General features: G+C 36.2%; 26 protein-coding genes. 17 read left to right on the top strand and 9 right to left on the bottom strand.

Going from position 1 to position 20,073, the window contains the following annotated elements:
- Nucleotides 1–17: 17 nt before the first annotated feature.
- The 5 genes from MKX29_RS05145 (at nucleotide 18) to MKX29_RS05125 (ending at nucleotide 2,341) form a co-directional block, all read left to right on the top strand.
- Nucleotides 18–617, top strand: coding sequence for a TetR/AcrR family transcriptional regulator (locus MKX29_RS05145; RefSeq protein ID WP_341104429.1), 600 nt, complete (start codon nucleotides 18–20; stop codon nucleotides 615–617).
- 589 nt (nucleotides 618–1,206) lie between these two features.
- Complete coding sequence (locus MKX29_RS05140; protein ID WP_341104427.1) at nucleotides 1,207–1,350, top strand: hypothetical protein; 144 nt, start codon at nucleotides 1,207–1,209, stop codon at nucleotides 1,348–1,350.
- A 95-nt stretch (nucleotides 1,351–1,445) separates the two neighbouring features.
- Nucleotides 1,446–1,604, top strand: coding sequence for a hypothetical protein (locus MKX29_RS05135; protein WP_289432855.1), 159 nt, complete (start codon nucleotides 1,446–1,448; stop codon nucleotides 1,602–1,604).
- Entirely contained in the window at nucleotides 1,582–2,043 is a 462-nt protein-coding gene (locus MKX29_RS05130; protein WP_251162826.1) for an ASCH domain-containing protein, read from the top strand. Before MKX29_RS05135 ends, MKX29_RS05130 begins: the two co-directional genes overlap by 23 nt.
- 7 nt (nucleotides 2,044–2,050) lie before the next feature.
- Entirely contained in the window at nucleotides 2,051–2,341 is a 291-nt protein-coding gene (locus MKX29_RS05125; protein WP_281203145.1) for a hypothetical protein, read from the top strand.
- A 78-nt stretch (nucleotides 2,342–2,419) separates the two neighbouring features.
- On the opposite strand, the gene MKX29_RS05120 is transcribed toward MKX29_RS05125, so the two are convergent.
- Nucleotides 2,420–2,677: a DUF3006 domain-containing protein gene (locus tag MKX29_RS05120; protein ID WP_341104424.1), complete on the bottom strand. Its 258-nt coding sequence runs from the start codon at nucleotides 2,675–2,677 to the stop codon at nucleotides 2,420–2,422.
- Between the two features lie 15 nt (nucleotides 2,678–2,692).
- Nucleotides 2,693–3,793, bottom strand: a complete 1,101-nt coding sequence (locus tag MKX29_RS05115; protein WP_341104422.1) for an MBL fold metallo-hydrolase — start codon at nucleotides 3,791–3,793, stop codon at nucleotides 2,693–2,695.
- 290 nt (nucleotides 3,794–4,083) lie between these two features.
- Between MKX29_RS05115 and MKX29_RS05110 the strand changes: the two genes are divergently transcribed.
- From MKX29_RS05110 to rlmD, 3 genes are all read left to right on the top strand, one after another.
- A complete protein-coding gene (locus tag MKX29_RS05110; protein WP_095370585.1) occupies nucleotides 4,084–5,007 on the top strand; it encodes a diacylglycerol kinase in 924 nt (307 codons plus the stop codon).
- 73 nt (nucleotides 5,008–5,080) lie between these two features.
- A complete protein-coding gene (locus tag MKX29_RS05105) occupies nucleotides 5,081–5,791 on the top strand; it encodes an alpha/beta hydrolase (RefSeq protein ID WP_289432859.1) in 711 nt (236 codons plus the stop codon).
- A 115-nt stretch (nucleotides 5,792–5,906) separates the two neighbouring features.
- Entirely contained in the window at nucleotides 5,907–7,280 is a 1,374-nt protein-coding gene (gene rlmD, locus MKX29_RS05100; RefSeq protein ID WP_341104418.1) for a 23S rRNA (uracil(1939)-C(5))-methyltransferase RlmD, read from the top strand.
- 368 nt (nucleotides 7,281–7,648) lie between these two features.
- On the opposite strand, the gene MKX29_RS05095 is transcribed toward rlmD, so the two are convergent.
- The 3 genes from MKX29_RS05095 to MKX29_RS24455 form a co-directional block, all read right to left on the bottom strand.
- Nucleotides 7,649–7,885 (bottom strand): hypothetical protein, encoded by a 237-nt coding sequence (locus MKX29_RS05095; RefSeq protein ID WP_341104416.1) that lies wholly within the window; start codon nucleotides 7,883–7,885, stop codon nucleotides 7,649–7,651.
- Nucleotides 7,886–8,040: 155 nt separating this feature from the next.
- The gene (locus MKX29_RS05090; protein ID WP_341104414.1) at nucleotides 8,041–8,364 is read right to left on the bottom strand and encodes a DUF3885 domain-containing protein; all 324 of its coding nucleotides are present in this window, start codon (nucleotides 8,362–8,364) and stop codon (nucleotides 8,041–8,043) included.
- Complete coding sequence (locus MKX29_RS24455; RefSeq protein WP_445662692.1) at nucleotides 8,354–8,461, bottom strand: hypothetical protein; 108 nt, start codon at nucleotides 8,459–8,461, stop codon at nucleotides 8,354–8,356. The genes MKX29_RS05090 and MKX29_RS24455 overlap by 11 nt, the downstream gene beginning before the upstream one ends.
- Nucleotides 8,462–8,486: 25 nt before the next feature.
- Here MKX29_RS24455 and MKX29_RS05085 point away from each other — a divergent pair, with 25 nt between their 5' ends.
- The 4 genes from MKX29_RS05085 (at nucleotide 8,487) to MKX29_RS05070 (ending at nucleotide 10,515) form a co-directional block, all read left to right on the top strand.
- Nucleotides 8,487–8,708, top strand: coding sequence for a hypothetical protein (locus tag MKX29_RS05085; RefSeq protein ID WP_341104412.1), 222 nt, complete (start codon nucleotides 8,487–8,489; stop codon nucleotides 8,706–8,708).
- Nucleotides 8,709–8,739: 31 nt separating this feature from the next.
- On the top strand, nucleotides 8,740–8,973 hold the full coding sequence (locus tag MKX29_RS05080) for a CPCC family cysteine-rich protein (RefSeq protein ID WP_341104410.1): 234 nt from the start codon (nucleotides 8,740–8,742) through the stop codon (nucleotides 8,971–8,973).
- A gap of 198 nt (nucleotides 8,974–9,171) precedes the next feature.
- Complete coding sequence (locus MKX29_RS05075; RefSeq protein WP_281203136.1) at nucleotides 9,172–9,996, top strand: SMI1/KNR4 family protein; 825 nt, start codon at nucleotides 9,172–9,174, stop codon at nucleotides 9,994–9,996.
- Nucleotides 9,997–10,074: 78 nt separating this feature from the next.
- Nucleotides 10,075–10,515, top strand: coding sequence for a DUF4275 family protein (locus MKX29_RS05070; RefSeq protein ID WP_341108208.1), 441 nt, complete (start codon nucleotides 10,075–10,077; stop codon nucleotides 10,513–10,515).
- A 617-nt stretch (nucleotides 10,516–11,132) separates the two neighbouring features.
- Here the strand turns inward: MKX29_RS05070 and MKX29_RS05065 are convergent.
- Both MKX29_RS05065 and MKX29_RS05060 read right to left on the bottom strand, forming a co-directional pair.
- Complete coding sequence (locus MKX29_RS05065; RefSeq protein WP_307315096.1) at nucleotides 11,133–11,588, bottom strand: hypothetical protein; 456 nt, start codon at nucleotides 11,586–11,588, stop codon at nucleotides 11,133–11,135.
- A 5-nt stretch (nucleotides 11,589–11,593) separates the two neighbouring features.
- Complete coding sequence (locus MKX29_RS05060) at nucleotides 11,594–12,616, bottom strand: DUF3231 family protein (RefSeq protein ID WP_341104405.1); 1,023 nt, start codon at nucleotides 12,614–12,616, stop codon at nucleotides 11,594–11,596.
- A 902-nt stretch (nucleotides 12,617–13,518) separates the two neighbouring features.
- Between MKX29_RS05060 and MKX29_RS05055 the strand changes: the two genes are divergently transcribed.
- From MKX29_RS05055 to MKX29_RS05045, 3 genes are all read left to right on the top strand, one after another.
- Entirely contained in the window at nucleotides 13,519–13,896 is a 378-nt protein-coding gene (locus tag MKX29_RS05055) for an iron chaperone (RefSeq protein WP_341104403.1), read from the top strand.
- Nucleotides 13,897–14,032: 136 nt separating this feature from the next.
- Nucleotides 14,033–14,740 carry a DNA alkylation repair protein gene (locus MKX29_RS05050; RefSeq protein WP_341104401.1) on the top strand — a complete coding sequence of 236 codons (708 nt, stop codon included), beginning with the start codon at nucleotides 14,033–14,035 and terminating at the stop codon, nucleotides 14,738–14,740.
- A 267-nt stretch (nucleotides 14,741–15,007) separates the two neighbouring features.
- Entirely contained in the window at nucleotides 15,008–15,460 is a 453-nt protein-coding gene (locus MKX29_RS05045) for an SgcJ/EcaC family oxidoreductase (RefSeq protein ID WP_341104399.1), read from the top strand.
- A 457-nt stretch (nucleotides 15,461–15,917) separates the two neighbouring features.
- On the opposite strand, the gene MKX29_RS05040 is transcribed toward MKX29_RS05045, so the two are convergent.
- Entirely contained in the window at nucleotides 15,918–16,295 is a 378-nt protein-coding gene (locus tag MKX29_RS05040) for a VOC family protein (protein ID WP_341104397.1), read from the bottom strand.
- Nucleotides 16,296–16,540: 245 nt separating this feature from the next.
- Between MKX29_RS05040 and MKX29_RS05035 the strand changes: the two genes are divergently transcribed.
- Entirely contained in the window at nucleotides 16,541–16,912 is a 372-nt protein-coding gene (locus MKX29_RS05035) for a VOC family protein (RefSeq protein WP_341104393.1), read from the top strand.
- A gap of 86 nt (nucleotides 16,913–16,998) precedes the next feature.
- On the opposite strand, the gene MKX29_RS05030 is transcribed toward MKX29_RS05035, so the two are convergent.
- Nucleotides 16,999–17,394: a VOC family protein gene (locus MKX29_RS05030; RefSeq protein ID WP_341104391.1), complete on the bottom strand. Its 396-nt coding sequence runs from the start codon at nucleotides 17,392–17,394 to the stop codon at nucleotides 16,999–17,001.
- Nucleotides 17,395–18,029: 635 nt separating this feature from the next.
- Between MKX29_RS05030 and MKX29_RS05025 the strand changes: the two genes are divergently transcribed.
- Nucleotides 18,030–20,006 (top strand): McrB family protein, encoded by a 1,977-nt coding sequence (locus MKX29_RS05025; RefSeq protein WP_341104389.1) that lies wholly within the window; start codon nucleotides 18,030–18,032, stop codon nucleotides 20,004–20,006.
- The last annotated feature ends 67 nt before the right edge of the window (nucleotides 20,007–20,073 follow it).

The following is a 20,073-nucleotide window of genomic DNA, read 5'->3' as shown; positions in this document are numbered from 1 at the left end:
AAAAGGGGAGAAGAAGATTGCCTAGATCAGAAGAGCAATATGAGGCAATGAGGATTGCGACAAAAAATAAAATCCACACTGCAGCAATAAAGCTTTTTGCGAAGAAAGGATTTGCTGCTACAGGTGTGAAGGATATTGCAGAAGAAGCGGGAATTAGCATTGGGTTAATGTATCGTCATTATAAAAAGAAAGAAGACTTATTTAATGAATTAGTTACTTACGCTGTGGAAGGGTTAAAAGGAATTATAAAAAAGTTTCAAAGCAATGAATCCCCAGTTGAGTTAATTCTTCAATTAACATTGGAAATATTAAATGATTTAGATAATGATGATGAGTATGCCTATTTTCAAATGCTTATGAACCAATCCTCAACAATAGAGAATCTGTCTCCTCAAATACAGCAGCTTAATATGCAGAGTAAAGCTATGTTCAATCAAACTGCCCGATTAATTGAAAAAGGTCAGATATTAGATCAATTTAAAAAGGGAGATCCCATGGAAATGGCGCTTTTCTATTTTGCGACGATACAAGGTTTAACGATGATGAAAATTACTATGAATAATGAATTTATAACACCGAGTCGAGAAATTGTTACCTCTTTTTTGATAAAGGATTGAAGTTCTCCGGTAGTTAAGAAGAAATATGTAATGGTGATTTCTGAGTAGAAATGGCAAAAAAAACTCTATATGTTTCGAAATTGAATACTTAAAGAACCTTTGAGCTAACGAAGAGGGATAGTCAGAAAAATATTAGTGCCTTTGAATCAGATTGCAAAAATTGTTTGAATCTGCCGATATTCCTCAAAAAGAAAGTGGAGTATCTTGTTGTTAATTATGCGGAAATTATTTGTGTTCATTTAATGAAGACCGTTCAATAAAATTAAAACAATACAGAAGCCAAAATTCTTAAAGTACAGTTATTTGGCTTTTTTCGTGTTTAGTTGGTACCGCTAATGCAACTGATGGACAGTAGTTTAATCATCCAATATTTGTTAAAATGGAAATATGAAAGGAGTGCTAATGTGAAACCGCCAACGATAGCTACCTTGACTAGTTCTTTTGCTTTTATTCCCCTTTTCATTTTTAATGGAGTCTATTCGGCAATGGGTGGGGGACTGCTGATGGGTTATTTCGCTTTTGAAATCACTTATTTTTATAAGATAGAAAATAATCGACATAAGAATATAGGGGAGATGAATCAGAAAAGGTGGAATCTCAGACGTTTATAAAAGAGAAAGACAGCTTCATTATTGCAATTTCAGCCGTTTCTGGTGGAGGGAAACCAGAGATAACGAAGGCATTGTTTAATCGCTGTACCTCTTTTACAATCGGAGTGTTGTCCTATACGTGAGGTCGCACCATTTTCAATCCACTGGATGATACTACTCGGTCCTGCTAGCTGAAATTCACCGAAATGGAGCGTCACAGCATGCGGCAGCTGATTATATGGAGAAGAGGAGAGACGCATATATCCATATGCTTGAGACAGTCAGGATGGATGCAGATAAAGTCATCGATGGCACTTTAAGCAAAGAGGAAACCACGCAACAAATAATAGAAGAAGTGAATAGGAGAATAAAAGATGAGTCAGACAGCAATAGATAAAATATGGCAGCAATATCGACAGCAGCACTCAGAAGCGCCCGATACTTATGCAGCATGGGCGTTCGGTGATAGTGAAGAAATGGCGGATGCCTTGGTGGAACTAGTTGCAGAAGGGAAGAAAACAGCAACAGCATCCAATTACCTTTTATACGAGTTAGAAAATGAAGATTTGCCGCAAGTCGGACAGTTGAATATCATTCTTGATGGCAAAGGGTTGCCGAAAGTGATTGTTAAAACGACAAATGTGACGGTCGTGCCTTTTGACGAGGTAACAGAGAATCATGCATTTAATGAAGGGGAGGGTGATTGTTCGCTAGCTTATTGGAGAGAGGTACATGAAGCCTTTTTTAAACGAGAGCTAGCACCTTTAGGGAAAGACTTTCACGAAAAAATTCTCGTCGTATGTGAAGACTTTGAAGTTGTTTATAAAAAGGAGTGACAAAACAATGACGATTGTCTTTGAACTTGTAAGAATTATTGCTATCTTCTTAGTAGTAGGTTGGTTAGGAAGTGCGGCGTTAGCGGGTGTCTATACAATAGGAGGAGAAACGGTTACGCAACCTTGGATGGGCTTTCTTGGTATTTTACTTCTATTATTTGTGCTCTATCGGAATAAATGGCAATTTTCTGGTTGGTATAAAGGGGAAGGAAGAGAGAAGCTATCAAAGTCTCTGACGAAAACAATCACGATGATAGCCATCTTGCTCATCATTGTCCCATTTATTTATCACCCGTGAGGATGACTAGAGGGCGTATACGATAATAAAAAGCACATCAATCTAGTAAAATGTTGATGTGCTTTTTCGCAGTGTTGATTAGTCTTGTTTAAAGCGGCTGCCTCTATTTAATAACTTCGCTTGTTTTTGCTTGATTCTTTCTTTGGCAGCTTTTGTTGCCTCGTGATCGATGATGATTTCAGTTATTTCGTCTTCCTTCATTGTAATAAGAAGCCATGTACCTTCGGCTGCGTCAGGTGGTAGGAGATGAGCCGCAATTATTTTTTCCACTTGCTCATCACCGACTAGGAGCACAGCTTTGCCTTCTTCCATTCTATCTATAACAGCTTTATTCACTCGACTCCACTCCTCTTAGAAACAAATTATAGATTGATCTTCAATTTCTTTTGCTTTGGCTGGGCCAATACCAGCAATGCGTTGCAGGTCATCATAGGAAGTGAAAGGTCTTTTCTCGATGATTTCCTCGGCACGATCTGGGCCAATTTCATGGATTTGTTGCAATGTTTCAGCATTCGCTTCATTAATCATAATATGATCTGCAGGACAGCTTTCAATGACAACTTCCTCGTTCGCTTTGTTGTCTTTTTTCTCTTTTACCCCAATTATGGAGAGGTAGTCATGGCCATCTGATTGAATGATAACCGTCCCATTTTCGATTGTGCCGTACACGTCTATATTCATTTGCTGAAGGCGGTTCAATACTTCTTGATTTGGGTGACCGTAAGAGTTGTCTGCACCAGCAGAGTAAATAGCGATTTCAGGATGGATTGCTTCTATAAATGCCTCGCTATTAGATGTATCTGAACCATGATGTGCGATCTTAAAAATATCTGCTTCTATGTTGCCTGAGGCGAGCATCTCATTTTCGGCTGATGTTTCCGCATCGCCTGTGAAGAGAAACGATTGTTCTTTATAAGTGACCTTCATCCCAATCGAGCTATTATTCAAATCTTCTTCAACAGATGATGGGTGAAGAATATCGATCTGTGCTGAACCAATTGTAAATGATTCGCCTGCTCTTGGTATATGGTAAGCTGCTTCACTTTCGATAATGGCATCTAATGCGTCTTCATATACTCTCGACGTTGTTTCTGCTCCGCTCATCCACACTTCTTTGACAGGAAAAGAGTCAATTACTTCAGGCATTTGTCCAATATGATCAGCATGGGGATGAGAGCCAACGAGTAAGTCAATTTCTTTTACCCCAACTGATTGTAAATAGGGTACAACTTCATCGCCATCATGTCTCCCACTATCTATTAAAATCGTAAAATCTTCACCTTGTAATAATGTCGCCTCTCCCTGATCTACATCTATAAAGTGAGCTGTTAAGGTTGGTGAAAATGTTGTCTGTTCTTCAGTTGTTGTTTCAGTGGCACATGCAGTTAGTGTAACGGTGAATAGTATAATAACAATTAATAGTAATGATTTACGCCAGTTATGTATGGTCACGATGGTGTCACTCCTCTTTCGCACATTCGCTTCTGTGTTGATTATAATATAAAAGAAAAGGGAAATGTGGGAATCTGAATATTCCTTAAATAATGAAATAGATAGGTATGAAACTTGTCTTAACGGTCGAGATTAATTAGAATAGGATTGGGCTAGAGGAAATGGTTAAATATTGCTATCTGATTGTGGACAATGTATGATGTAAAATGATGGAACCAATGGCTCATTACAGTATAAAGAACAGTAAAAACATATATAAGCACTTATTTTATTTTATAGGATGATGGGTAATGAAAAGAGCGAGAATTATATATAATCCAACTTCTGGTCGTGAAATTTTTAAAAGGCATCTTGCAGAAGTATTAGAGAAATTCGAACGCGCAGGATATGAAACCTCTTGTCACGCGACAACTTGTGAAGGTGATGCGACAAAGGCTGCAAGACTTGCTGTTGAGAGAAAGTATGACCTTGTCGTAGCTGCCGGTGGAGATGGCACGATTAATGAAGTCGTCAATGGCCTCGCAGAGCAGGAATTCCGACCGCAATTGGGTATTATTCCGACAGGGACAACGAATGATTTTGCTCGTGCACTGCACATTCCACGTGATGTAGAAGCGGCAGCGGATATTATTGTCAAAGGCGAGAAAATCCCTGTTGATATTGGACGAATGGATAAAAAGTATTTTATTAATATTGCTGGTGGCGGTCGTATTACAGAGCTCACATATGAAGTACCAAGCAAGTTAAAAACGATGATTGGTCAACTTGCCTACTATTTAAAAGGAATAGAAATGCTTCCAAGTATTAAACCGGCTGATGTCACGATTGAATTCGATGGCAAAATTTTTGAAGGAGAAGCGATGTTATTCCTGGTCGCTTTAACAAACTCTGTCGGCGGTTTTGAAAAATTAGCCCCAGATGCCTCCATTAATGATGGAATGTTCACCTTGTTGATTTTGAAGAAAACCAATTTAGCTGAGTTTATTCGCATTGCCTCACTTGCCTTACGAGGTGAGCATGTCAATGATCCACATGTCATCTATGCAAAAGCGAACAGAATAAAAGTATATTCAAAAGATCCGGTTATGTTGAACCTTGACGGTGAATACGGCGGGGACACCCCAGCTGAATTTGTGAACTTGTATCGTCATTTGGATGTATTTGTACCACTCAATCAAATACGTAAACAAGATCGCCCTGATTATCAAGATTAAGAATGAATAAAAGCTACTGTCGTGATTGAGCCTTCAGTAGCTTTTTTTGAAAAAAAGGGAAGGTGAGGAAACCATGAAAAAATGGCAATGGAAAGAATATAACTTATCGATTCTTTTACCAGAAAATGAAACACCGCAACTGACGATTATTGTTCAAGATGGCTCTTATTTGTTTGAGTACTTCGAGCAACACCCGCTGAAGCATATTGCCTTTGTAGGTGTTGACCCGATAGATCGTAATAGAGAATACACTCCTTGGTATGCAAAAGTAGATGACTATGCCTATGAAGGTGAGGCAGATACATATTTAACGATGGTTAAAGATGAGCTGTTGCCTTTTTTACATAAAGAATTTCATCTATCAATAGAACCGAAGCATGTAGGCCTCGCAGGAGCATCGTTCGGGGCGCTCGTCTCCCTTTACTCTTTATTAACAAGACGTGAGGATTTCGACTATTATTTCTTACTATCGGCTTCTCTATGGTACCCTGATTTTCTATCATTCTTGCAAAAACAACCAGCCATTACGGATGAGAAACATATCTTCTGGTACGTAGGTGAAAAAGAAGGAGACGAATATCCAAATATCCTAAGAGAAATGGTACCTAATACAATAGAAGCAACGAAAGCACTTGAGGAGAAGCTCGTTCATCCACATGCGACCTTCCAGTTTATCACTGACGCGGAAGGGATTCATCGCCATCCTTATTTTGAGAAGTATTTTCACGGGTTTGTTCTTGAGGTGGAGGATCGGTTTGAAGCAAACATCACTAGTCATGCGTAATGCATGGCTTTTTTATTTAAAATTGAGAAAGAAACCTCCTTTCGTATTGCGCTTGTTTTTATGTTACAATCTGACTAGCGATTTGCACGGATTTTAAGAGAAGAGGAAGAATGAAATGAAGCAAACATTACCTGTTAAGAAAAACGATTATATAGATGTTACTTTTGAAGATTTAACCCATGAAGGAGCGGGCGTGGCAAAGGTCGACGGTTATCCACTATTTGTCCCCAATGCCCTTCCAGGTGAAAAAGCGCAAATTAAGGTGCTGAAAACAAGCAAAGGCTACGGCTTTGGCAAACTAATCGAAACTTACGAAGAAAGCCCTTATCGTGTCCCTGCGCCATGCCCAATATATAAAGAATGTGGCGGCTGCCAGCTCCAGCATTTAAGTTACGAGGGCCAGCTATTAGCCAAGCAAAAACAAGTCCGTGATGTGCTCACAAGAATAGGCAAGCTTGAAAACGTGACTGTTCATCCTACCCTTGGCATGAGCGATCCGTGGCGTTACCGTAATAAATCCCAAGTACCAATTGGCGAACATGAAGGCGGGTTAATAGGTGGATTCTATCAACAACGCTCCCACCAAATCATTGATATGAAATCTTGCCTTATTCAGCAAGAAAAAAATGATGAGGTTATTCAAAAAGTCAAAGACATCTGCAATAAAAATGGTGTGCGTGCATACGATGAGCAGCGCCATAAAGGGGACCTTCGTCATATCATGGCCCGCTACGGTTTAGTTACGGGGGATGTCATGATTGTCCTTGTCACAAAAGCGAAGGATCTACCGAATAGAAAGAAAATCATCGCAGACATCACAAAGAATATAGCAGGTGTCAAATCCATTGTTCAAAACGTTAACCATAAGAAAACAAATGTCATCATGGGCGACGAAACCCGTGTACTCTGGGGACAAGAAGTCATCTATGACTATATTGGCGATGTGCGCTTTGCCATCTCAGCAAGATCCTTCTACCAAGTCAACCCAGAACAAACAAAAGTCCTTTATGACAAAGCTCTAGAATACGCAGCACTCACAGGCAAAGAAGAAGTCATCGACGCCTACTGTGGCATCGGTACCATCTCACTCTTCCTTGCCCAAAAAGCCAAATCCGTCTTCGGCGTCGAAATCGTTCCCGAAGCCATTGAAGACGCCAAACGCAACGCCGAACTCAACAACATAACCAACGCAAACTTCGCCGTCGGAAAAGCAGAAGAAGTCATCCCAGCCTGGTACGAAAAAGGACACAAAGCAGACGTCCTCGTCGTCGACCCGCCAAGAAAAGGCTGCGACGAAGCACTCTTGCAAACCATCATTGACATGAAACCGAAGAAGGTTGTTTATGTGTCATGTAATCCTGGGACATTAGCACGTGATTTAAGGGTGCTTGAGGATGGTGGGTATCGGACTGTAGAGGTGCAGCCGGTGGATATGTTTCCGCAGACGACGCATGTTGAGGTAGTATCGCAGATGATTTTAAAAGTGTAACACAATAATAAACTCCTGTGCCACATAACAACCCCCTATCATAAAGATAACCTTATTTTGGGAAAAATGGTATAATGGAAGTACAAGAATAGAATATCCAAGCGGTTCACCGAGAAGACCACCTTACTGGACAAGGGTGGTCTTTCAGAATATCTGCTAAGAAATAAGAATGACTTTGAACGAGTGAATCAATTAAAGAATTTGAATATAGAAAAGAATTTTTGCATTTGCTACCTGGTCTGATGGAATGGATTTAGGACATGCTTGTTTATAGCTGATGGAGACGCAAGACTACAAAATAATGAAAGAGCAGGGAAGAACTATCACCCTGCTCATTAAATGATTAAAATTCCCCTTCGCTAAAGTAATCATATAATTGACTGTTTAAGCGTTTCAATTGAATGTTTTGCGAATGAGGAAATCCATCTTTTTTTTGTCTTTTGGGAACACATCCAGCACGAACAATGAACTTTCCCTTTTGCGAAATATCCAGTAAAACGAGATTGCCATCCAGTTTGTTCTGCAATCTTTGTTTTACGATGAATCACTCTTTTTCGATGATGTCGATAATAAGCACGACTTCGATTTTTGATATGTGGCTTCACTTGTCATCAACTCCTTGGGATAAGGCTCAGCCTGTAAAAGTCCCCAAAGAATGATTAGACCATTACAGGCTGAGTATGATGACAATACGTGTGGTAAGAAAATTCAAGTTCTTCACCTCTTGTAAATGGTTTTCTATAATTATACAACAAATAGATTATTTGAATATCTTATCAATCTGTTCCCGGTCGTAGTCTAAAATCCAATTATTTAGTTCTTCATAAAGTAAATCTAAATCTTCTTGGTTTGAGGCGATAACGTCCCATCCTCGGTCATCATATAAATACCAGGGCAGTATAACCCTTTTAGAATTTGGGATGATGTGAAAATTCTCAAAACTAATAGCAGTTAAGAGCGGTTTATAACGAATATCGCTCTTTTTACAAGGTAGAACAAATCGATGTGTGACCATGTCCTCATAATCATCTTCATCTTGATCTTCACCCTCTAAGAAAACACTTGGTAACATCTTATGTTTCATTTTTTTGCCTTAACTTCTTGTCATTTATATATTTTCGGTAGACTTCTGTGGGTCTTTTTTCATTCCTCTCACAATGAATGTCAGTGACCAGTAACATTTCATCGGTATTATGAAAAACTTTATTGAATATGCCAGTTGCATTAAAGCATAAAGAAATAAGGTTAGGGTTATCCCCTACAGATGGTGATGGATACGACGATTTATTTATCAAATGTGTTGAGGGTAATTTTGAGTGGAAAGAGTTAGAAATGCCATATCAGGATAGAGATTGTTATGTACCTAATGAAACGGTAGGGCTAACACCATACAAAGCCTTTATGCAGTATAAACGTCATTTGCGTTAAATACTTAATCTGAATAAAGGGAGAGATTAGAGTGAAACGTGAAAAGTGTCCTTGTTGTGGCTTTCTAACAATAGAAGAACGAAGAATATTTGACATATGCGAACTTTGCCATTGGGGAGACGATGGACAAGATGACCCAAATACGGATGAAGTGTGGGGATGCCCAAATGGGGATTATTCCCTTACAGAAGCGAGAAAGAATTTTAAAGAACACCTTATTATGTACCGCGATATAAAAAATATTGAAAGTCTACTGAAAAAATAATTGAATCAAAAAAGGCTTTAATGAGTATGTTCATTGAATTAGAAAAGTTTGAAACTTATTCTTTAAAATATAAGGAACTTAGGAGGAAGATAGAGACTTACGAAAAGATTTTAATGGACATTACTTATGAAACATACGGTTAGCCAAAGTGGTATGAGGGGCATAACATTAAATGTCTTATTATAAAGGGGGAATAACATGAATGTAGAGATATTATGGGCAGAAGAATTAGATGAATATTATAAAGGTGAAGTCGATTCTGAGTTAGTAGAAAACATTCAGAAGGAACTAAATATGGACTTGCCAGATTCCTATATTCAATTAATGAAGAAAAGAAATGGGTTCTATTTAAAAAATAAATACTTTTCTACGGATACCCCGAATAGTTGGGCTAATAACTCTGTCCATGTGGATTTTTTATATGGAATAGGGCAAGAGCCAGGGTTATTAGATAGTCTTTATTTGCGAAAAGAATGGGGAATACGCAGTAAAAAATTGCTGATTATATCAGCAGACCCACCGATGTTTATCTGTTTGGATTATAGAAAGAGGAAAAATCCTTCTGTCGTTTTTATCGATGTAGAGCAGAATCAAGAGATAAAGTTGGCAAAGGATTTTGAAGAATTTATCAATGGTCTTGTAGATTACATAGAGGATGTAGAATTGGACTCGTATGATTCAGAGCTTTCCGAACAGGAAATAAAAGATTACTATATGAAGATTGACGAAGTAATACAAAAGGGAAAGCCAGGAGAGATTGAACGTTTTTTTACAAAAATTCTCTCAACAAATAACGAATTGATTCGATATATAGTTGAAAAAATGAGACAACACGAAAAACCAAAAGTGCATTTTAATTTACTGCTTTTTTTGTCATGCTGTGCTGAAGGTGATAATAAGGGAATTATAGAAGATGATTATTTATTGGAAATATTAAATGAACTATCCCAGAGCAAAAATAGGGATGTTAGGGACTTCAGTTTGCATAGCTTGAAAGCATTAAATAATAGACTTAACGTGTAAGATGTTCATTTATTTTTTAACAGAGATGCCAATGAGATATGATGAATATATAAAGTAGGTGTCATTTTGGAAAGTGTGATTGATTTAGTAACCTTGCTTAAAAAGAAAAAGGTAAAGGTAATTGAAATACCTAAGTGGGGGACATATCTACGAAAGCAATGGGAAGATACCTTTGTCAATCATCTTAGTGATAAAGAAAAGAAATCTATTTATCTTTATGATGAAGATGGTTGTTGTGGATACCTATGGCATGTATTTAGTTATGAAAAAAGGAAATATTTAAAAGAAGAACAAGCTGATACAGCATTTAAGAAAGAATCAAAACAGTCATGTTATGTTTTTTATCAGCATTTGGATGATGCTTATATACTTGAAAAGGCTTCTTCTTTAACAGCCGAGGACTTTGTAAATGAAGAAGATGTTTACGTAGTAGATAAAGAGTTTAATTGGACTTACGTAAGAACGCATGAAACAGGCTGGTGCGGTCCGTATTTCAGTCGAAAAGACAAAACAAACTAAAGCTATATGGATTGGTTAGCAGTCAATCGTGATGACATTGATAGTTAAAATTGACGGATATTATCACAAAGTTCTAATTAAAGGAAAAAGTTGTTCAAAAAAGGAACTTATGAAAAGGTATATAAATGCCAAAGCTCTTACTTCAAATATTTTAGACCTTCCAGCTATATTTTGCCGAATTAACTGCTTTGACCAACTTGTCTATAATGAAGACATAGAGGTTGATTATGTAATTGATACCGACACCGATAGAATATATAAACCGTCTTATTAAGTGGGCAACTCTGCTCACTTTGATGATAGAGGAGAGGGAATAGCTGGAAGGTTATATTTTCGATATTAACAATTTTATGTATGGCTATCGCTTTAATAGGTTGCCAATTACAACAAGGAGAAACAATGGTTCTTTTAAAAAAAAAATATCAGAAATTAAAATTTCAGAGTCGAATGGAACAGGAGAAATGAATGAGGAGATTAATCTATCAATTAAAGAAGAGGAATTATTGGATTTACCATTTTGTGACATAAGAAAAGGACAATACCACTGATTGTCCTACATTGAGTATTAAAAATCTAATTACCTACATATGGATGGATATGCGCTAGCATACTTTCCTTTAACCATTTTCCTTGCTTATGATTATCCATTGTAATAGCAACCCAACAAGTATCCCTGGTATCACACTAATCAATGGTAGCCATATAGGTGCTATATGTAAATCAAACAAAGTTATCTTCGTAGAAAAAATGGTTCCTACGGTCATAAAATACCCTGAAAACAAAAACAGGAAAGATGAATACGGCTTTTCACCACCGCCTGCATCTTTATAGGCATCCCATATTGCAAAGAAATATAAACAAGGAAAAAATAAAATCCACTTGTGGTTAGTTAGTTGAATTGCCCTTTCAACATTACCTTGTAAGCTAGATAGGATAATTAGATTTAGGTTCCCTTTTACAATAATTAAAACAATTAAAGGTATGAGTACAATGCCTTTAAGGTATTTACCATTTAATATTTGCCCAAAACCAGGAAATATAATGCTCCAAAGTAATACTTCGATTGTTTTCACGCCATTTATTTGTTTCCACTTTTCTTTATTATATTTGTACGATTTATTGCCGTTGGTACTTCTTCCATCCATCCATTTTTTATCATGATATTTGCGCCATCATTAGCATATTTTACAATTTCAGCTGAGAGCCGATTGTAATTCAACACTAGATCGCTTCGTTGACTAACTGATGCGGCAACTCCATAATTACCTATACCACCTGCTACCAGCATATTAAAATGAAACATCATTAGCTTATCTGAAAAAACTGGAACTGTAGATTCTAACGTAGCAGCATCCCATGTCATTGGTACTTGAATATCACTTTCAATTAAACAATCACCAAAAACTTTTATGTGTTTTTTAGCTATTTCTTTTCCTCTATTCATATAGTCTCTTACTTTTTGTGATTCTGCTGTTTGCCCGAAACCTATAGAAAGCATTACACCAATAACATTCGTCTGAATATTCGAGAATAATTGGGAAATTTCTATTACGTTCAGTGGTCTTTTCTTCCCAATAAACGATATACCGTCAAAATAGTTTTTATCTTCAATAAAATTGACTTTATTAGGAATAGGTATATGTGGAGGCCGAATTAATAATCCTTTATTGAGTAAGCTATCAATGACTTGATCATAAAGTTTGGAGGTCTCTTCATGACAAGAACTAAAGAAAGCCCGTATATCTTTTCTAGTTGACATACCTTTCATCAAACTATACTGCGCCATTCCTGCCTTACCAAGGTTTTGTAAATAACTTAGAAAGAAGATATCATCAAATAAACGAGGTGCTTGCAGGTTAACATCTTGTTCTGTAAACCCAACGGGGATTGGGATTTCTTCTTGTGTGAATATACTTTTTATATTGTCCAAACTTTGAAGAGATATGTCATAGGCTATTTGAATATACGGTTCTATATCTGGGTCTTGAACTTGCACTAGAAAGTAATTTAAAACATGTTCTGTCATACTATTTTGTAAGTAAGTTGACCAAAGAGAACCAAGTTCTGATGAGGTTAAGGGTATATAACTTGTTTTACTCAATATGATATCCTCCCAAATGTAACAAATATAAACATAGTATTTGATCGATAAAAAAAACTATTAATGGTAAATAATGAGATAAATAACACCACTACCTGAAAGGTTTTCATCAATGTTTTTAATGCCATACTAAAATAGTGGAGTATTCTATACAAAAGTGGGAAGACAAGAAAAAAAGCGAAAACCTACTCGAGAAATATAAAGTCAAGCAGTTCATCGAGATTATAAAAGATGCTACACCAATCACAAAGTTTAATTTATTCTTTAAACTAGTCGACAAGATAAAAGAATGAGTTTGCCGGTTGGGGTTATTTATCTTGACCGGCTTTTCTTTTTTGATTCTTATTACGAAACCCATTCATAGGTATCCGTTAATACGGAGTAGACGTATATTGCGCATCAAACTCACCTGACTTGTGACTATGTAAGAGAATGTAGTGAAAGTCAATGGGTATAGAATATCATGAGAATCCTCGGGCTTATTCAACAGTTACTACTCAACGAACAGGTTGGTCATCATTCTTGTGGTTAACTAGTTAAATTTCGCTTAGCTATATGATAGGCAAAGCATATGATATCATAGACCTATACTTAAATTTAAATTTAGGTTGTTCTAGCTTAATTGGTGAGTGCAGAAAACCTAAGACTCCTAAAATTGCAATTAAAATAGTTAAGCCGTTGTCTATCCAATTAAAATGATTCGATTTAGCAAAGGCATTTAAGTTTAGACGTGGAATTATTTATGATATAGATTAAGGATTGATTAATGAAGCAATTGCCATCACCTGCTTTAATTAATAATCATACATACAAAATACTTTGTACCAACGATACAATTTGAATAGATAGAAGAGTTAAGTAAATTGAAAACTATAAATTAAGAAATAGAGGAGTGGGACAATATGCAATATGATGCAAAGAATTCGGAAGAATATCTAGAATTGCTTGAAGACGATTGGAGAAAAGAGAAATTGCTTGCGGTTCGACAAATGATTTTTGCTTATGCACCTGAATTTGATGAGGTAATTCGCTATAAAATGTTGAATTATGGTAAAGATGATACCTATGTGTTTGCATTAAATGCGCAAAAACATTATGTCAGTCTCTATGTGGGTACAATAGATAAGGTAGAAAATGCAGAGACCCTATTAGTTGGATATAATTACGGAAAAGGCTGCATTCGTATCAAAAAAACGATAAAGATGGAAGATACGGGATTGGAACAATTTATTCATAAAACCGTTGATATGTGGCGCGCCGGTGAAAATACGGATTGTTAAGCTTGAGAGATAAGAAGGTCACAATTCCGTTGTGATCATATATGTAGGTGTCTGACCGTGTTAAACATAAATGCCAAAAAAACCCTTCAGAATGCCTCTGAAGTGAATTTAATGTAATCATATGTGGAGGAAAACGATGACTTATGAAGAAATTATGCAAAAGCTTGAAGAATTAGGCAGTGACCAAACAAAAAGAATCTTCTTGAACCACGGAGTAAAGGAACCTTATTTTGGTGTGAAAATTGGAGATTTAAAAAAGCTTGTTAAGTATGTAAAGAAGGATCAGGAGTTAGCATTACAACTATATCATTCAGGAAATCATGATGCGATGTATTTGGCAGGTCTATCCGTTAATCCAAAATTAATGGCAAAAGAAGACTTACAAGACTGGGCTAAGAAAGCTTATTGGTATATGGTCGCTGAATATACCGTTGCGCAGGTAGCAGCTGAAAGTGAGTATGCCCTTGAATTGGCTAATGAATGGATGAGCTCAGAGCAAGAGATGATCGCAGTTGTTGGATGGAGTACATATGCGAATTATTTATCAATTACTCCTGATGAGGAGCTAGACATAGGGGAAATTAGGACATTGTTGTACAGAGTGAAAGATTCTGTACATGAGGAACGCAATCGAGTTCGTTATGTTATGAATTCCTTTGTTATTTCCGTCGGCTCCTATGTACCTGAATTAACGGAAGAAGCGAAACAGGTAGCTGATTTTATTGGAAAAGTACATGTGGATGTAGGAAATACTGCTTGTAAGGTACCGCTCGCAAAAGACTATATAAAAAAAGTAGAGGATAAAGATCGAATCGGAATCAAGCGGAAGACATGTATTTGTTAATAATAAAGTATAGTCCTGCTCATTACCCATGTGTGTTTGAGGTCGAAAAATAAACATAAAGTGGAAAATTATCATTGAAAAGTTTGACATTCCTCCACAACCGGGTACTTTCTTGCAGCAAGAAATTCGCTCTTTTTATTCATGGAAGTATTTAATTGAATATAAGCAGATTTTATGAAAGTCCCAAAAGAAACCGTTTGGAAATGAATGTGATCAATTGTATGATAACAATGAGAAAGGGTATTAAAAATGAAGGAGGAATAGGTCATGAATGTTTCATTCCATATTGAAATTCAAAATCTTTATCAAAAACTAATAGATGCTTGGAACAATCGTGATGCCCAGGGAATGGCTGTACTCTTTGAAGAACAGGGAGTCCAAATTGGTTTTGATGGAAGTAAGGTAATAGGACAAGAAGAGATTTTATCGCACCTTACACCCATATTTGAAGGTCATCCTACTGCTCCTTTTGTTACTAAAGTGAAAGATACACGGCTTTTAGGTACTGATGTAGCAATTTTACACGCTATTGCAGGTATGATTTCACCTGAAACATCAGATATTAACCCATCAGTAAATGCTCATCAAACGCAAGTTGCCGTGAAGAAAGATCATGAATGGCAAATTGAACTTTTTCAAAATACCCCGGCTCAGTTTCATAACAGACCAGAGTTAGTGGAGGAAATGACAGAAGAGTTAAGGCAATTACTTCATAACTGAAGTCGTAGCCTTGTTCAGCAAAAGGGCGCTTTCTGCAACAATGGAGGCGCCTATTTTCATTTAAGTGAGAAATAACAACTACAATACGTTAGGTGATTAGGATAAAAATATGGTGGTAAACCGCATAATAAAATGCGCATTAAACAAGAAGCGATGGCAGTGGTAATCTAGGTTAAAAAGGTCAATTGTTAGAAGTAGTGGATAATCAATAAATCAGAAGAGAATATTTCATCTCCAGTTATTCAAGAACAGAAAATCGGTAGAAATGATTCTTGTCCATGTGGTAGTGGGGGGAATATATATAGTTGTTGCAGAAGAACAGCATCGATGTAATGTTTCTGTTATTAGGATTATAAACGGTAGATTTGAATGTACTTGTAAAGGTTTAAAAAAAGCATGGATTTTCCGGTCAAAATGTCCATGCTTTTGCAATCAATCTTATTTAAGTTGATTAATACTACTTATCTTCACGTAGTAAGTAGTTGTTTCCGTCTTGGTCTTTAAATGAGAACATTGTACCAAAAGGAAGTCTTTGCATTTCATCTACTTCTACTCCATTTTGGTTCATTTTTTCGTAAGCTGATTCTATATCAGTTGTGCTAAAAAGAATAGAAGGGTGAGAAATAGCTAAAGGGTTTTGTTGTTCCATTGCTGACTTGGAGTAAAGAACAAGTGTTGTAAATTCGTCTTCACTTGGACCGACTTCTATCCAAGACATGTTTGGTCCCATAGCTTGTTCAAATTTTAAGACAAAACCAACTTTGTTTATCCAGAAGTCTTTCGCTAGTTCTTGGTCTTTTACATAAACAGTTACCTTACCAATTTTGTTAATCATAGAAAACTCCTTTTTTGTTTATTACTTTACTCCCAGTAATTTTATCATTTAATTTTAACAATACCAATTTTTTCATTTCGTTTTATGCTGTTCCAATTCATTTGATAGGAAAAAGGATGTTGTATTAGGATAAAGCCTATAGAAACATTAAATATCACATATTGTCTCCATGATTGTCTTTAGCTAGAAGGTATTATTGATGAAAAATAGAAATATTATGTAATCTATTAAAAGGGGGAGACACGATGAAACTAGGAGCATTTTCTATTAGTTTAAATGTAAAAGATATTCATCGATCAAAAGCATTTTACGAGGATCTAGGATTCAAAACGCTAGGAGGGGACATTAATCAAAATTGGCTTATATTGAAGAATGAACAAACGGTCATAGGTCTCTTTCAAGGAATGTTTGAAAAAAATGCCCTTACATTTAATCCAGGGTGGGATAATAACGCTGAAAATCTAGAAGATTTTACAGATGTTCGAGAACTCCAAAAAGAATTGAAAGAAAAAGGAGTAAAATTAATACAGGAAGCCGATGAATCAACAGAAGGACCGGAATTTATTACTCTGGAAGATCCAGACGGCAATCCAATCTTAATTGATCAACATCGATAAGGTGGAACTCATCTGAAAAAAATCACACCGAAAAATAGAAAGAAAAGGTGCGATGAAAAATACCTATTCTTTCTGGTGAGATTAGTCTATTTCGCATTTGCATCTGGTTGATGAATGCCGAAAATATTTCCTTCTGTATCCTTATAGTACCCCTGCCAAGCCATGCCAGGGAGAGCATATTTGGGCAATGCTACTACACTACCATTATTAAGTATTTTTCCTTCAATCGCATGGTAATTTTCTACTCCTATTGTACAGGCATAACCATTTAATGGCTGATTTGATTCAGGAGGAGGACTTTGACGTTGCATTAAAGCACCGTTAATTCCAGGCTCATCCTCACCACCAGTCACTGCCCCAAAATAAGGCATACCTGCAAATTCGCTCCAATCTTCAAATGTCCAGCCAAATACCTCGGCATAAAACTTTCTAGCGCGGTCCATGTCATCTACATGAATTTCGAAATGCACTAATCTACTCATGATTACCTCCTAATTTTTCTTGAAAAAATGAATCCCTCATGTATGTAATTTCTACTAATCTGTAGGGCGCTCCTTCACAATATAGAATTTAATTTATCTTTTATACATTATCGACAAGCACTCGGAAGGTACCTTTTATAAAAGAGAGTCACTTGCTACACAGCAGACGATTATTGTGCAGCAAAAAACTTCAATGTTAGGTGAAAGAATTCTCTAAAACAAGGTAAGCTTGTTTTAGAGAATCGTTCGCGGTCAGAGATTCCGTTATTTTAACAAAATAATTACTCTTGTGAGTTTTACGGCGAGACGTTCCTTTATTACTGAAAATACGGTTGGATTTCCTTAATTGTTTTCAAATAAGCGCATCTGTGTCGTTAAAATTCGGGAAATGCCGGATTTAGTAGAAATAGCGAAATCTCTGGCCGATAAAACAGTGCTCACTAGTTATTCTTGTGGGCTTATGTTGAAGTAGACAAACAAAATCGAAGTCTTTAGTTGCCCAGTACTCAAATTTTTAAGAAAATAATCAATTGAATGTCTAAATGGATATAGACAAGCTTTGAGAAAAAAGCAATACTTTATTTGAAATAGACTGTTATCAAAGAGAAAAATAAAATAATTTCTGGAGGTAATTTATGAATGACCTTGTTAATTCTCAAAAAGAAAAATATATCATTTGGGCTACTGAAAACTTGGGAGAAAAAACTGGAATTTGGTATTCTCCATACCTTGAACAATTAGGTTATTTACTAGAGAAGTTTCAGCTTGATATGGGATATAAGAAAAATTTCTTTGAGTACCAATCCTATTTAGAATATAAAAATGTCTATCAAAAGATGACAAAACAAAGTGACGAGGATATAGAAAAGTTTGTGACTGGTAAAGGGATACCTCGATATCCAGAAGAATTCGGAACGAGAAGAATACAATTTAGACAGAAATATGCGGAAGATGAATTTGATCGTGGCGAAAGAAGTAAGCCGGATAATCTAGGAGGGATACCTGATTGGGGGGTTTTACTAAGATCCTATCTAATATTTCTCTACTATAATGAGAATCCTACTTTAATTTATCCTAAAAAGGAAAAGAAAATAGCAAGTAACGAAGGGGAAATTGATAATAGCATCAACTATTGGCTTGTTTCGCCGGGGGAACAATCAAGATTATGGGATGATTTTTATTCTGACAGTATAATTGGACTTGGCTGGGATTATCTTGGAGATTTAAATAATTATAATGTCAAGGAAGAGGTTGAACGAAAAATATCAGAGCAAAGAGCTGATGGAAAGCGTCCTATAAATGATACAAAAGCGGTGTGGGATTTTTATAGTGAAATTAAGATAGGCGACATTGTATATGCTAAAGAAGGACTCAAAAAAGTCATCGCGCGAGGAATTGTAGTTGGAGAGTATTACTTTGATAGTGAAAAAACTGAGTATAAACATAGAAGAAAAGTGGAATGGCTGCAAGTGGGAAGGTGGGAGCTGCGCCAGACTTTTGCTCAAAAAACGCTGACCGTTCTCAATCCATACCCAGACTTAATTCAAGAGATTGAGCAGGTAATAAATGATGACATTATTGATACAACTAAAGCGGAAGTAAATGAATTCCGTACTTGGTTGTCTAATCAAGTAACAGACAATGGAGAAACTTTGAATGATAAGACGGTTAATCAAAAGGTAAGTGCATTAAAGGATATAGAAAGCCACTTTGATACAGACATATTTGGAGAAACAGATACTGAGCAATTGAAGCAATTGAAAGAAGTTGTTCTATCAGATGATACTTATAAAAAATATAAAGGTGTATCAGGTAGTTCAATCGATTATTATATTCGCTTTATTGAATCTAGACCTACTGTTCAAGAAAATGAACCTTATTTTACTGCAGACTTTCTTTCTGATGTTTTTATCGAGAGAAAGGAGTTAACAAGACTAATATCGGTACTTGAAAATAAGAAAAATCTCATTATGAAGGGTGCTCCTGGAGTAGGAAAAACATATATTGCAAAACGCTTAGCTTACGTGATGATGGAAGAAATGGATGAAACTCGTGTCCAAATCGTTCAGTTTCATCAAAGTTACAGCTATGAGGATTTTATTGAAGGTTACCGTCCGAAAGCTGAAGGTGATGGTTTTGAACTGAAACAAGGCCCATTTGTGAAGTTTGCAAGAAAAGCTACGCGTGATCCTGAACGCGATTATTTTTTCATTATTGATGAAATTAATCGAGGTAATATGAGCAAAATATTTGGTGAATTAATGATGCTTATTGAAACTGATAAGAGGGGGGAACAAATCAATCTCCTCTACTCTAACAATAAGTTTTCTGTTCCACCTAATTTATATATCATAGGTATGATGAATACAGCAGATAGGAGTTTAGCGCTATTAGATTATGCTCTTAGAAGAAGGTTTTCATTTGTCGAAATTAAACCAGCATTTGAGAATGAGACATTTAAGTCGTATGTAGATCAATTAGATAATCCAGAAATATTGAACCGAGTAATAGAGGAAATTAAGAATTTAAATAAACGAATTGTTGAACTGGGACAGGCTTTCAAATCGGACATAGTTATTTTGTTGGGAGTGCATACAAAGTTGATTCCGTAAATCGAGTAGAAGAGGTTATTGAATATGAAATAATTCCTCAATTATTCGAGTATTGGTTCGATGATGA

The sequence above is a fragment of the Cytobacillus sp. FSL R7-0696 genome (assembly GCF_038006865.1).
Lineage (GTDB): Bacteria > Bacillota > Bacilli > Bacillales > Cytobacillaceae > Cytobacillus > Cytobacillus kochii.
The sequence above is the reverse complement of the archived record's forward strand: the minus strand, read 5'-3'. Positions and strand labels throughout refer to the sequence as shown.